Origin of the sequence: Dactylosporangium siamense (genome assembly GCF_016862795.1) — a bacterium.
GTDB lineage: Bacteria > Actinomycetota > Actinomycetes > Mycobacteriales > Micromonosporaceae > Dactylosporangium > Dactylosporangium siamense.
The window spans coordinates 279,280-292,979 of record NZ_BONQ01000083.1; the positions used below are offsets into that span (position 1 = coordinate 279,280).

General features: G+C 71.2%; 10 protein-coding genes. 1 reads left to right on the forward strand and 9 read right to left on the reverse strand.

Going from position 1 to position 13,700, the window contains the following annotated elements; genetic code table 11:
• Positions 1–9: 9 nt before the first annotated feature.
• A complete protein-coding gene (gene purF / locus Dsi01nite_RS28210) occupies positions 10–1,569 on the reverse strand; it encodes an amidophosphoribosyltransferase (protein WP_203849287.1) in 1,560 nt (519 codons plus the stop codon).
• 183 nt (positions 1,570–1,752) lie between these two features.
• A complete protein-coding gene (locus Dsi01nite_RS28215) occupies positions 1,753–2,106 on the reverse strand; it encodes a sterol carrier family protein (RefSeq protein WP_203849288.1) in 354 nt (117 codons plus the stop codon).
• 239 nt (positions 2,107–2,345) lie between these two features.
• Between Dsi01nite_RS28215 and Dsi01nite_RS28220 the strand changes: the two genes are divergently transcribed.
• Positions 2,346–4,409 (forward strand): carboxypeptidase regulatory-like domain-containing protein, encoded by a 2,064-nt coding sequence (locus tag Dsi01nite_RS28220; RefSeq protein ID WP_203849289.1) that lies wholly within the window; start codon positions 2,346–2,348, stop codon positions 4,407–4,409.
• A gap of 212 nt (positions 4,410–4,621) precedes the next feature.
• Here the strand turns inward: Dsi01nite_RS28220 and Dsi01nite_RS28225 are convergent, their stop codons facing one another.
• The 7 genes from Dsi01nite_RS28225 to Dsi01nite_RS28255 form a co-directional block, all read right to left on the reverse strand.
• Positions 4,622–5,377: a 2-phosphosulfolactate phosphatase gene (locus Dsi01nite_RS28225; RefSeq protein ID WP_203849290.1), complete on the reverse strand. Its 756-nt coding sequence runs from the start codon at positions 5,375–5,377 to the stop codon at positions 4,622–4,624.
• Between the two features lie 2 nt (positions 5,378–5,379).
• On the reverse strand, positions 5,380–7,917 hold the full coding sequence (purL, locus tag Dsi01nite_RS28230) for a phosphoribosylformylglycinamidine synthase subunit PurL (RefSeq protein WP_203849291.1): 2,538 nt from the start codon (positions 7,915–7,917) through the stop codon (positions 5,380–5,382).
• Positions 7,914–8,594: a phosphoribosylformylglycinamidine synthase subunit PurQ gene (purQ, locus tag Dsi01nite_RS28235; RefSeq protein ID WP_203849292.1), complete on the reverse strand. Its 681-nt coding sequence runs from the start codon at positions 8,592–8,594 to the stop codon at positions 7,914–7,916. Before purQ ends, purL begins: the two co-directional genes overlap by 4 nt.
• 165 nt (positions 8,595–8,759) lie before the next feature.
• On the reverse strand, positions 8,760–9,020 hold the full coding sequence (gene purS, locus Dsi01nite_RS28240; RefSeq protein WP_203849293.1) for a phosphoribosylformylglycinamidine synthase subunit PurS: 261 nt from the start codon (positions 9,018–9,020) through the stop codon (positions 8,760–8,762).
• A gap of 174 nt (positions 9,021–9,194) precedes the next feature.
• Positions 9,195–10,613: an adenylosuccinate lyase gene (purB, locus tag Dsi01nite_RS28245; RefSeq protein ID WP_203849294.1), complete on the reverse strand. Its 1,419-nt coding sequence runs from the start codon at positions 10,611–10,613 to the stop codon at positions 9,195–9,197.
• Between the two features lie 152 nt (positions 10,614–10,765).
• Positions 10,766–12,370, reverse strand: coding sequence for a sugar ABC transporter permease (locus Dsi01nite_RS28250; protein ID WP_203849295.1), 1,605 nt, complete (start codon positions 12,368–12,370; stop codon positions 10,766–10,768).
• A 33-nt stretch (positions 12,371–12,403) separates the two neighbouring features.
• Positions 12,404–13,678, reverse strand: a complete 1,275-nt coding sequence (locus Dsi01nite_RS28255) for an acetyl-CoA C-acetyltransferase (RefSeq protein ID WP_203849332.1) — start codon at positions 13,676–13,678, stop codon at positions 12,404–12,406.
• Positions 13,679–13,700 lie beyond the last annotated feature (22 nt).

The window sequence follows — 13,700 nt, forward strand, 5'->3', positions numbered from 1 at the left end:
GTGGGCGGGTCACGGGCGCAGCAGTGCGCCCGAACCGCCCGGACTGGCGGCGACGCTGACCGCGCCACCGTCCGTCGTGGTGGGAGCGGCCCCCGCCGCACGCGCCACACCTTCCAGGACGTGCTTGCCGATCACGTTGTCGGTCGGCAGCTCGATCGGATACTGACCGTCGAAGCACGCGCTGCACAGCCGGTTGGCCGGCTGCTCCGTTGCCGCGATCAGGCCGGGCAGCGACACGTAGCCGAGCGAGTCGGCGCCGATCGACCGGCGGATACCCTCCAGGTCGAGCCCGTTGGCGAGCAGCTCCGCCCGGGTAGCGAAGTCGATGCCGTAGAAGCACGGCCACTTGACCGGCGGCGACGAGATGCGGACGTGCACCTCGACGGCACCAGCTTCGCGCAACATACGCACGATCGCACGTTGAGTGTTGCCGCGCACGACGGAATCGTCGACAACCACGAGGCGTTTGCCCCGCACGTTGTCGCGCAGCGGGTTGAGCTTGAGCCGGATGCCCAGCTGACGGATCGTCTGGGACGGCTGGATGAAGGTGCGCCCGACGTAGGCGTTCTTGACCAGGCCGTGGCCGAACGGGATGCCGGACTCGGTCGCGTAGCCGATCGCGGCCGGCGTGCCGGACTCCGGCACGGGGATGACCATGTCGGCCTCGACCGGGTGTTCCTTGGCCAGGGTCCGGCCGATCGCCACACGCGCGGCGTGGACGTTGCGCCCGACGATGGTGGTGTCGGGGCGGGCCAGGTAGACGTACTCGAACAGGCAGCCCTTGGGGTCCGGGGTGCCGAAGCGGCTGGAGCGCAGGCCGTGCTCGTCGATGGCGATCAGCTCGCCGGGCTCGATCTCGCGCACGACGCTGGCGCCGACGATGTCGAGCGCGGCGGTCTCGCTCGCCACCACCCAGCCACGCTCGAGCCGGCCGAGGACCAGCGGGCGGACGCCGTTGACGTCCCGGGCCGCATACAGGGTGTCCTCGTCCATGAAGACGAAGCTGAACGCGCCCCGCAGGGTCGGCAGCACGTCCAGGGCGGCGGCCTCGACGGACAGGTCGGGGCGGGCCGCGAGCAGCGCGGTCACCAGCGCGGTGTCGTTGGTGGAGTTCATCTGGTCGCGCTCGCCGAGCTCGGCGACGCGGCGGGCCAGCTCGGCCGTGTTGACCAGGTTGCCGTTGTGCGCCAGGGCGATCGTGGTGCCGCCCCGGTCCTCACCGGCGGCGGTCGACCGCAGCGTGGGCTGCGCGTTCTCCCAGTTGGAGCCACCGGTGGTCGAATACCGCGCGTGGCCGATCGCGATGTGGCCGCGCAGGCTCGCCAGGGTCGGCTCGTCGAAGACCTGCGAGACGAGGCCCAGGTCCTTGTACACCACCACGCCGGAACCATCGGACACCGCGATGCCGGCCGCTTCCTGACCACGGTGCTGCAACGCATACAGCCCGTAGTAGGTCATCTTCGCGACCTCTTCGCCCGGCGCCCATACGCCGAACACACCGCACTTGTCCTGGGGACCTGGACGCTGGGGGTCGAGCTCGTGGCTCAACCGGCCATCGCCTCGGGGCACGTTGCCGCTCCTGTCGTCGCAGTTGCCGGGATTCGTCGGCGGTGTGGGTCGAGGGGAGTCCGACCTGATAGGCGCCGGTATTCGGTCGCCTTCGCGAGGCAAAGTGTACGCGAGGAATTGGCCATGACGCACAGCCACAGTTCGCGCGCAGTTCGTAATCAGTGTTGCGCACGGAATGTGGAGTCACAAGGGTAGATACGGCGATAAATCAGCCCGAACCCCGCTCGCGCGGATCTTCCCGGTGCTGACTGCTTCGTGCCACGATTTCCGACCCGTGGCGATCTCGAGCCACGTGACGGGGTCGGTCTCGACGACGTTGGGTGGCGTACCTCTCGTATGGCGCGGTCCCTCGACACATTGAATCGCACCGTACGGAGGAACCCGCACCTCCACCGAACGGCCGGGAACTCGGGCCCGCAGGTCAGCCAGGAGGTCGCGCACCGCGTCACGCAGCGCTAGCCGGTCCGGTTCGAGTCCGTCATCCAGCGCAGAAAGGACGGTTTGCGCCGTGTCGGAATATCGGTGCGGAGTGGACATGCCGGGACAATACGACCCTCTGTGGGCCGGTCGCAACACCCTGCGCCTTTCGCCGACCCCTGTGGACAAGGCATAGTTTGCTGCGGCGCACCATGCAAAGCGAGCCCCGCTCGCATGTTGGACCATAGACAGACATGCTCGGCAGAGACGCTCGGGTGAAAGTCAAGATCCGGAGGGGTGTGGACGTGACTACCCACCGACGAGCCTTGCTGCTCCGCGCAGGGGCGGCGGCCGTACTGGTGACGGGAACGCTGATCGCAACGGTGGCGACGCCGGCGTTCGCGGCGGTCACCTCGAGCGTGTCCACCGGCTCGTTCGAAATCAACCCAGGTGAGACGAAGAACGTCACCATCACCCTGACCAACAGTGACGGGCAGCCCGACACGGTCAAGGTGGGCGTCAGCGTCAACAACGGCAACCTGTCCGTCAAGGGAGTCGCCGCCACCGGTGTCACCGGCTGCGACTCCGGCGGCGCGACGGCCGAGTGCGCGGCCGTGGTGGTGCCCGGCAACGGCACCAAGGACGTCTCGTTCCAGGTGTCGGCGAAGAGCCCCGGCAACATCCCGGCCGGCTCCAGCCAGCAGGCCGAGGTCAGCGTCACGTCGCCGAGCGCCCAGGGCAACAGCAAGGTCACCATCACGGCGAAGGGTCCCGCCGCGCAGACGGCGCCGGCGTCGCAGACGGTGACCGAGGTCTCAGGCACGGTGACCGACTCGACAACCGGTAAGGGCGTCAAGGGCGCCACGGTCGTCCTGGAGGACGGCGCGGGCAAGAGCCGGCAGGCGACCACCAACGACGCCGGCTCGTATCGCTTCCTCGGCACCGAGACCAGCCCGATCGCGCCCGGCAACATGCAGCTGTCCGTGACGACGAACGGCTACGACGCCGCGTCGAAGGACATCGGTGGCCAGGCCGGCAAGGCGAACACCAAGGTCAACATCCCGGTCGTGCCGATCGGTTCGACCGCCACGCCGGTGGCGCCGCCGGCGGACGAGGCGAGCACGCCGGCCGGCGCTGACTCGCAGTCCGCGGCGCCCGGTGCGAACAACACCACCAACGCCTCGAACGACAGCGGCAGCGGCCTCTCGTCGTACATCCTGATCGCGCTCGGCGCGCTCCTGGTGATCTTCGGCATCGTGGCGATCGTGCTGCTCCTGCGCCGTCGCGGCGACGATGACGACGAGGAGCTCGAGGAGGAGCCGGCGCCGCGGCGCGGTGGCGGCGGGGGCCAGCGCCCCGGCTACCGGCAGCCGCAGGCCGACCCGACGATGGTCGGCGCGATGGGCGGTTCTCCCACGATGATCAACCGGGGTGCCGCCAACGACGCGACCGCGATCGTGCGGCCGGGCCGGGCCAACGACTACGACGTGCCGCCGGACCCGTACGGCGCGCCGCTGCCGCGGGCCGGCTCGGGCTACGGCGCCGCCAGTGCGGGTGCGGGCTACGGTGCCGCGAACGGCGGCGGCTACAACGACCAGGCCGGCTTCGCCCAGGGTGCCCCGTCGGCCGGGGCGGGCTACGGCCCGTCGTCGCGGCCGGCGGTCGACCCCTACGGCCCGGACTACGGCGCCGGCGGTGGCAACGGCTACGGCGACCAGGCCGGCGGCTACAGCGCGGCGGGTGGCGCTCAGGGCGGCGGCGCGTACGCCGACTCCACCCAGCGCTGGGAGCCGGAGGCCGGCAACGGCTACGCCGGTGGCCAGAACAACGGCGGCCAGAACAACGGCGGCGGCTACAACGGCGGCGGTGCCAACGGATACGGCGCCGAGTCCGGCCAGAACGGCTACGGCGGCGGCCAGGGTGGCTACAACGGCGGCGGCGGCGGCAACGGGTACGGCGCCGACCAGGGCGGCTACCAGGGCGGTGGCGCCGGTGGCTACGGCCCGCAGGCCGGCCAGGGTGGCTACGGCGGCGGCGCGGGCGACGGTTACCCGAGCGCCGGCGACGGCTACCCGAGTGCCGGTGGTGGCGGCTACGGCCCGAGCGCCGGCAACGGCTACAACGGTGGCCAGGGCGGCAACGGCGGCCAGGGCGACTACGACGGCCCGTACGCCGGCCGCGGTGGCTACGAGCAGCGCGGTGGCTACGAACCCGCCGCCGGCGGGCAGCGTGGCGGCTACGAACCGGCCGCCGGCTACGAGCGCGACGGCTACGAGCGGGTGCCGGAGCCGCCGAGGGCCGGCAACGGCTACGAGGGCGGCAACAACAACTACGAGCAGCGCGGTGGCTACGGCGAGCCGCAGGGCGGTTCCCGCGGCCAGGCCGGCAACAACCGCCGGTCGCTGGACTGGCTCGACGACTGATCCACCGACACACGACGAAAACGGCGCCCCACGGGGCGCCGTTTTCGTGTCCGGGCCGGCAAGGAAGGATGGCCTGGGGCCGCACGGACGACCAGGCCCGCGACTCCGATCATCCGGAAAGATCCGCTCCGGAAGCGGCCGGTGTGGGTCCTTGAGATCGGGGGCAGCCACGTCACGGCCGCCGGGAGCGGGCCCGCGAAGCGTGGAAAGGGCTAGGCGGGGGCGAAGGACTGGCCGGTCAGCACCGGGACGGTGTGCGAGACGCCGGTCTGGACGGCGAGCCGGACGTCGTCGGCGAAGCCGCGCAGGATCAGCTCCTGGCCGCTGACACACCGCCGGACGGCGGCCGGCACGTTACGGACCGAGGCGAGCGCGGCCAGGCTGACCGCGGCCTCGACCGACAGCGGCACCCCCAGCATCGACAGTCCGTCCAGGACGGCCGCGGCACCCAGCAGGTCTTCGACGCACGGGCGCAGGGCGCCGTCGGGCCACAGTTCGCCGGCGGCGACCACCCCGATCGGGCGGGTCGCGGTGCCGTGGCCCTGGCCGTGCAGCCAGCGGGCGACCGCCGGGGCGTTGCGCAGGCAGGCCGCGACGACCGGTACACCGGTGGAAGCGGCGGCGGAACAGATCGACGCGCCGTTGGGTGAGGGCAGGACCAGCTCCGCGACGACGGGTGCGCTCTGCAGCGCCGCCGGGGAGAGTGACCACGGCGACGCGTCGGAGATCTGCTGGCGGCCGACGGCGACGGCGGCACCGATCCGGTCGGCGTAGGCGCGGGCCTGGTCGCTCCAGGGGAACGGGTGGACCCGCATGCCGCGGCCGACGGCGATGTCGACCGCGGTGGAGAACGACAGGACGTCGACGACGACCAGGACCGAGCAGACGCGCGCCAGCTCAGCGGCGCCCGCCGGCCCCCAGTCGAAGCGGGCGCCGGAGCCGGGCTGGCTGAAGACGCCTTCGGTCATCGTCAGGCGTCGGGATCGCGGGGCGGCGCATCCGTGGAGGCTGCGTCGTCCTTGGAGATGTCCACGGCGGGCGGCCCGGAGACCGATGCCGACGACGGCACCTCGGGCACCTCCGGTGCGTCGACCGCGTCGAAGATCCCGCCACCGGAGACCGGTGCCTCCTCCGCCACGGCGGCCTCACCGTCGACGCCGCTGTGGTCCTCGTGATCGTCATCGGGGGACGACGGCGAAGGCGAGGAGGTCGACGCGTAGGACGGCGGCTCGGTGGAGAGGTCGCCGAACAGCGCCGGCAGCGTGCCCTTCCAGGCCGAACGCAGCTCGTCGAGCGAGATCGTGAACTGCCCCCGCACGTCCAGGGCCCGGCTGCGGCCGTCGACGCTCCCGATGACGGCGGCCGGCAGGCCGTGCTGGGCGCACAGCGCGGTGAACGCCATCTCGTGGCCGCGGGGCACCGAGACCAGCGCGCGGGCGGTCGACTCGGAGAACAGCGCGACGAACGGGTTGAGTCCCTCCGGCAGCGTGATGTTGGCGCCCTTGTCGTAGCGCAGCGTCGTCTCGACGAGGGCCTGGGCCAGGCCGCCGTCGGAGAGGTCGTGCGCGGAGGAGAGGTGGCCGCGCTCGCCCGCCTCGGTGAGGACGGAGGCGAGGATGCGCTCACGGACCAGGTTGACCCTGGGCGGCTGGCCGCCGAGGTGGTTGTGCGTCACCCAGGCCCACTCGGAGCCGGACAGCTCCTCCTGGGTCTCGCCGAGCAGCATGATCACGTCGCTGTCGCCGCCGAAGCCCATCGGGACGCGGGAGCCGACGTTGGAGATCACGCCGAGGACGGCGACGACCGGCGTCGGGTGGATGGCCTGTGAGCCGGTGGAGTTGTAGAAGCTGACGTTGCCGCCGGTGACCGGGATGCCGAGCTCCTGGCAACCGTCGGCGAGGCCGCGGACCGCTTCGGCGAACTGCCACATGACCTGCGGGTCCTCCGGCGAGCCGAAGTTGAGGCAGTCGGATACCGCGAGCGGCGTCGCACCGGAGGCGGCGACGTTGCGGTAGGCCTCCGCGAGGGCGAGCTTCGCGCCGTTGTACGGGTCGAGCCGCGCGAAACGGGCATTGCCGTCGGTGGAGATCGCGATGCCGAGGCCGCTCTGCTCGTCGATGCGGATGACGCCGGAGTTCTCCGGCTGGGCGAGGATCGTGTTGCCCTGCACGTAGCGGTCGTACTGCTCGGTGACCCAGCTCTTGTCGCACAGGTTGGGGCTGGCGGCCAGGCGCAGCAGCGTCTCGCGCAGCTCCACGCCCGTGCGGGGGCGGGGCAGCGTCTCGGCGCGGTCGGCCTGCAGCAGGATCAGGTCGGCGGGCTCCCGCATCGGCCGGGCGTAGACCGGGCCGTCGTCGACGAGCGAGCCGGGCGGGACGTCCACGACGACCTCGCCGTGCCAGCTGATGACCAGCCGGCCGCCCTCGGTGACCCGGCCGATCGCGGTGGCGATCACGCCCCAGCGCTCGGCGACCCGGAGCACCTCGTCGAGCTTGCCCTCCTCGACGATGAGCAGCATGCGCTCCTGCGACTCGCTGGCGAGGACCTCCTGCGGGTCCATCGACGCCTCGCGCAGCGGCACCAGGTTCAGGTTGACGTCCATGCCGGTGCCGGCCGACGCGCTGGTTTCGGTGAGCGCGCAGGTGAGCCCGGCCCCGCCGAGGTCCTGGACACCGACGATGAGCTCCCGCTCGTACAGCTCGAGGCAGCTCTCGATGAGCAGCTTCTCGATGAACGGGTCACCCACCTGCACCGCCGGTCGGCGGGCCGGGCCGTCGCTGTTGAAGGTGGCGCTGGCCAGCACCGACACGCCGCCGATGCCGTCGCGGCCGGTCTTGGCGCCCAGGAGCACGACCACGTTGCCGGGGCCGTGCGCCTCCTTGTTCTGCAGCCGGTTGACCGGGAGCACGCCGACGCACAGCGCGTTGACCAGCGGGTTGCCCTGGTAGCAGGGGTCGAAGACGACCTCGCCGCCGATGTTGGGCAGGCCGAGGCAGTTGCCGTAGCCACCGACGCCGGCGACGACGCCGGGCAGGACCCGCTTGGTGTCCTCGTGGTCCGCGGCGCCGAAGCGCAGCGGGTCCATCACGGCGACCGGGCGGGCGCCCATGGCGAGGATGTCGCGGACGATGCCGCCGACGCCTGTGGCCGCGCCCTGGTAGGGCTCGACGAAGCTGGGGTGGTTGTGGGACTCGACCTTGAACGTGACCGCGATCTCGTCGGAGATCCGGATGACCCCGGCGTTCTCCCCGATCCCGGCCAGCATCAGATCCGAGGCGGGCGCCTTCTCGCTGAACTGCCGCAGGTGGACCTTGCTGCTCTTGTACGAGCAGTGCTCGCTCCACATGATCGAATACATAGCGAGCTCGGACGAGGTCGGCCGGCGGCCGAGGATCTCCTTGATCCGCTCGTATTCGTCCTCGCGGAGGCCGAGGTCCTCGTAGGGCTGCTCCTCGTCAGGAGTCTCGGTGGCGTGCGAGACGGTGTCGAAACCCGTTGTGGCGGTCATACACGAGCTCCCAGGTGTGCGAGCACGGACGTGAAGATGCCCAGCCCGTCGATCGACGGACCGGTCAGCACCTCGACGGCGTGCTCCGGGTGGGGCATGATCCCGACGACGTTGCCGGCAGCGTTGGTGATCGCGGCGATGTCGTGCAGCGAGCCGTTGGGGTTGCCGCGGATGTAGCGCGCGACGACCCGCCCCTCGCCTTCGAGCTCGTCGAGCGTGCGCTCGTCGGCCATGTAGCAGCCTTCGCCGTTCTTGACCGGGATGAGGATCTCCTGGCCCTGCTGGAAGCCGCCCGTCCACGCGGTCGTGGTGCTCTCCACGCGCAGCGCCTGGTCCCGGTTGCGGAAGTGCAGGTGCTGGTTGCGGGTCAGCGCGCCAGGCAGCAGGTGGGCCTCGCACAGCACCTGGAAGCCGTTGCAGATGCCGAGCACGGGCAGGCCGTCACCGGCCGCCTTGATGACCGACTCCATGACCGCGGAGAACCGGGCGATGGCGCCGGCGCGCAGGTAGTCCCCGTAGGAGAAACCACCCGGCAGGATGACGGCGTCCACGCCGAACAGCTCGGCGTCGGCGTGCCAGAGCGAGATCGGCGCCGCGCCGGTCAGGTGCACGGCCCGGGCGGCGTCGCGGTCGTCGAGCGAACCGGGGAACGTGACGACACCGATCCGGGCGGTCATGCGTCCTCACTCCGTTCCGGGCGCATGCCCTGACACTGAGCCCCTGATGACCGGCCCAAGACGCTTCGCTGGCCGGTCATGCCGTCACCTCCGCTGCGCTCCGGCGCCGGCCTGACCCAGAGGCTGAGCTCATGGTGCCCGACCCTCCGCTCCGCTCCGTGCCGGTCACTGGTCCCCGCCCTCGGCCGGCGTCTCCTCGACCCGCAAGGTGAAGTCTTCGATCACCGGGTTGGCGAGGAGCTTGTCGGCGATCTCACGGGCCCGGTCGAGGTCGGCGGCGCCGTCGAACTCGATCTCGATCCGCTTGCCGATGCGCACGGATGCCACGTCGGCGACGCCGAGACGTGGCAGCGCGTTCGCGACCGCCTGACCCTGGGGGTCCAGGATCTCCGGTTTGAGCATGACGTCCACCACGACGCGGGCCACGGGGCACTCCTGACAGTTGAGTCGGGCGCTCGAGGGCGAGCGACACGAGCCTACCGGGCGGGGCAACGCCGCAGATCACCGGCTATGAGGCCACCGGAGCCGATCTTGAACGCTGCCCTGAAACATCGCCCGCCACGCATCTTAGCGGCCCGCTCCGGGATCAAGATCCGCCGCTCACAGGATGGGCGGCGGCACGTAGCCACCCGCCTCCGGGTGCTTCGCGGTGATCTCGGCGACGGCCGAGACAATGGCGCTGACCTGCGATGATGCCGCTCCGACGAACTGCTGCGGGTCCGCCACCAGGGCGTCGATCTCGCCCTGGGACAGCCGCAACCGCTCGTCGCCGGCCAGCCGCCGCAGGAGGTCGTTGTCCTGGATGCCCTTTTCGCGCATGGCGAGCGCCACTGCGACGGCGTGCTCCTTGATCGCTTCGTGAGCATCCTCACGGCCGACGCCCTTCCCGACGGCGGCCACCAGGACCCGCGTCGTGGCGAGGAACGGCAGGTAGCGGTCCAGCTCGCGGGCGACGACCGCCGGATATGCCCCGAACTCGTCCAACACGGTGAGGAACGTGGCGAACAGCCCGTCCACGGCGAAGAACGCGTCCGGCAACGCCACCCGGCGCACCACCGAGCACGACACGTCGCCCTCGTTCCACTGGTCCCCCGCCAGCTCCCCGACCATCGACAGGTAGCCCCTGGTGATCACGGCGAGCCCGTTGACCCGCTCGCAGGAGCGCGTGTTCATCTTGTGCGGCATCGCCGACGAGCCGACCTGCCCCGGTTTGAAGCCCTCCGTGGCCAGCTCGTATCCCGCCATCAGCCGGATCGTGGTCGCCAGGCTCGACGGTCCCGCGACGGCCTGGGCGAGCGCCGACACCACGTCGAAGTCCAGCGACCGTGGGTACACCTGGCCGACGCTGATGAGCACGTTGCCGAACCCGAGGTGCTCCGCCACGCGCCGCTCGAGCTCCGCGGCCTTGCTCTCGTCGCCGCCGAGCAGGTCCAGCTGGTCCGCCGCGGTGCCGACCGGCCCCTTGATCCCACGCAGCGGATAGCGCTCGAGGAGGTTCTCGAGCCGCTGGTACGCGATGAGCAGCTCCTCCGCCGCACTCGCGAACCGCTTGCCGAGCGTGGTGGCCTGCGCCGGCACGTTGTGCGACCGCCCGACCATGACCAGGTCGTCGTACTGCTTCGCCCGCGCCGCGAGCCGGGCGAGCGCCGCGACGATCCGGTCCCGGACCAGCTCGAGGGACCTGCGGATCTGCAGCTGCTCGACGTTCTCCGTCAGGTCCCGCGACGTCATGCCCTTGTGGATGTGCTCGTGCCCGGCGAGCGCGGAGAACTCCTCGATCCGCGCCTTCACGTCGTGCCGGGTGACCCGCTCCCGCTCGGCGATGCTGCCCAGGTCCACGTCGTCGAGCACCCGCCGGTAGTCCTCGACCACCCCGTCCGGCACCGCCACCCCGAGGTCCCGCTGCGCGGTGAGCACGGCGAGCCACAGCCGCCGCTCCAACCGGACCTTCTCCTCGGGCGACCAGATCGCCACAAGCTCAGGCGACGCGTACCGACCAGCAAGCACATTAGGAATCACGAACCGATTCTCCCAGCGCACGTCAGGACGCCCGGTCGAGGGTCAGGTCGAGTTCGACCAGTGGTCTGGTGCGGACGGAGCGCAGAAACGGGTCGTCCGTGGACTCGTTCCAGACCGACGGCGGCACGGTCCGCACAGGGTGTGCAAGTTGGTCAGGTGCGCGGCGGGTGGTCGCGTTCCGGGAGGCCGACTCGCAGGGCCACGCGGTCCAGGTAGAGCAGCTGCGCGGCGATCACGCCCAGGACGAGCAGGATCAGCAGCCACACGGGCATCAGCTGCGCGAACGGCAGGCTGTCGGTTGCCCGGCTGTAGCCACGGCGGGTGTATTCCTGCAGCAGCACGCCCTGCGCGCTCGAGTGGTCGCCGTTGCCGGTGATCAGGGGCCAGATCAGGTTCTGGGACTGGACCAGCCACGTCGCCACGTACGCCAGACCCAGCATCGGCAGTGCCGGCAGCAGGACGCCGGTCCACGGGGCGCGGTGGCCCTCCTGCAGCAGCACCTCGCGGCGCTGGGCCTGGCCGCGGAAGAGCAGCGCCAGGATGAACATCGCCGGGATCGCGACCCGGGACGGCGGGATCAGGCCGAGGAACGAGTTCAGCCGGTCGGCGGTGGCGCCGGCGGCGAAGTTGCGCAGGGCGAGCGGTGCGGCGCCGACGAACAGGAACAGGCCGAAGGGCATCAGCAGCCACTCGCTGTGCCGGCCGAGGGGGCGCAGGCCGCTGATGCCGAACGCGGCCAGGGCGGCGACGGTGACCCCGATCAGGGTGGAGATCATGGGCGGCAGCCAGGTGTTGACCCAGGTGGACTGGACGCCGTCGCGGCCGCTGTCGGTGATGTTGGACAGCCACGGCGACAGGCCGGACCAGACGGCGCCGAGGGTGCCGAGCAGCAGGACGCCGCCGACGATCCAGGCGACCAGCGGCGGGCCGCCCTTCGATACCGGCGGGGACGACGGCAGTGCCGGGTCCACCTCCAGGCGGGTGCCGGGCAGGATCACCAGGAGCGTCGCGATCACGCCGAGGAGGATCAGCGGCACGAGGAGGGTCATCGAGGTCGCCGCGCCGACGCCGAAGCGCATCATGGCGAAGGAGGTCTCGTACATGAGGCGGGCCGGCGTGACGTCGCCGCGGGAGCCGAACCCGCCGACGAAGGAGTACGTGAAGTCCTGCAGCGTCACCGCGAGGACGGTGAGGACGGCCAGCCCGCCGACGACGAGCGCGGCGGGGACCGGGCTGCGGGTCGAGTCCAGGGTGCGGCGGCGCAGCGCCGCCAGGTACGCGGTCGCGGCGAGGGCCACGATCAGGCCGAAGGTGCCCAGCCAGTACGCCGCCCGGACGGACGAGTCGTGCCGGGCGAGGGCGATCGCGACCGGCACGAACGCGGCGATCGGCAGCGCGAGGGCGATCCGGACGACCCAGCGGGCCCAGGTGCCGCCGGCGTGCGCGGCCCAGGCGAGCGCCGGCGCGAGCAGCAGGACCAGCACGATCGGCACGACGGCGAGGCTGAGGGCGAACCAGTGCGCGTCGGCGAGACCCTGCGAGTACGCGGCGTCGTAGTTGTCCCAGCCGACGCCCTCCCCGCCCGTGAGCCGGATCCCGCTGAACTTGCGGAAGCTGGAGGTGACCGTCCAGTACAGCGGCTCGACGTAGGACGTGAGCAGGAGCACCAGCGCGGGCAGGATGAGGACCAGCCCGACGGCGACCTGCCAGCCGGGACGGGGCGGTGCGGGCCGGAGCATCGTCGGCTGGATCGTCATCCGTCAACGATATGGATAAATCCGGCCACGCGCCTACCGGGAGAGGATCGCGGTCACCCCTTGCCCACCCGCGGCGCAGATGGAGATGAGCCCGCGGCCCGAGCCGCGTTCGGCGAGCAGCTTCGCCAGGGTGGCCACGATCCGGCCGCCGGTCGCGGCGAACGGGTGGCCGGCGGCCAGCGACGAGCCGTTGACGTTGAGCCGGGAGCGGTCGATGGCGCCGAGCGGCTCGTCGAGGCCGAGGCGCTCCTTGCAGAACGTCGGGTCCTCCCAGGCCTTCAGCGTGGCGAGGACCTGCGACGCGAACGCCTCGTGGATCTCGTAGAAGTCGAAGTCCTGCAGTTTCAGGCCGGCCCGGTCGAGCATCCGCGGCACCGCGTAGGTCGGGGCCATGAGCAGGCCGTCGCCGCCGTGGACGAAGTCGACCGCCGCCGTCTCCGCCGTGTCGAACCAGGCCAGCACAGGCAGGTTCCTTGACAAGGCCCACGTTTCGGACGCCAGGAGCACCACCGCCGCACCGTCGGTCAACGGCGAGGAGTTGCCGGCGGTCATCGTCGCCGACGGGCCGCGACCGAAGACGGGTTTCAGCTTGGCGAGACGTTCCAGGGAGGTGTCCGCCCGCAGGTTCTGGTCGCGCTGGAGTCCCTGGTACGGCGTGATCAGGTCGTCGAAGAACCCGCGCTCGTACGCCGCGGCGAGGTGCTGGTGCGAGGCGAGCGCCAGTTCGTCCTGCTCGGCCCGGGTCACGCCGAACTCCAGGGCGGTCAGCGCCGCCGAGTCGCCCATCGACAGCCCGGTCCGGGGCTCCGAGTTGCGCGGGATGTCCGGTTTGAGCTGAGTGGGGCGCAGCTTGCTCACGGCGCGGAGTCTGGCGCCGAGCGACCGGGCCCGGTTGAGCTCCATGAACACCCGCCGCATGTCCTCGTTGACGCCGAGCGGTGCGTCGGAGGTGGTGTCGACGCCGCCGGCGATGCCCGCCTCGATCTGCCCGAGGGCGATCTTGTTGGCGACGAGGATGGCCGCCTCGAGACCGGTTCCGCAGGCCTGCTGGACGTCGTACGCAGGAGTCCGTGGGTCGAGACGGGACCCGAGCACGGATTCACGCGTCAGGTTGAAATCGCGGCTGTGTTTGAGCACCGCACCGGCCGCGACCTCGCCGAGTCGCTCTCCCGCCAGCCGAAATCGTGCTACTAAGCCATCTATAGCGGCAGTCAGCATGTCCTGGTTTGATGCAGTGGCGTAGGCACTGCCCGAGCGCGCGAAGGGGATGCGATTACCGCCGACGATCGCCACTCGCACAGAGGCCATCGGAAGGGCCATCGGAGTCTCC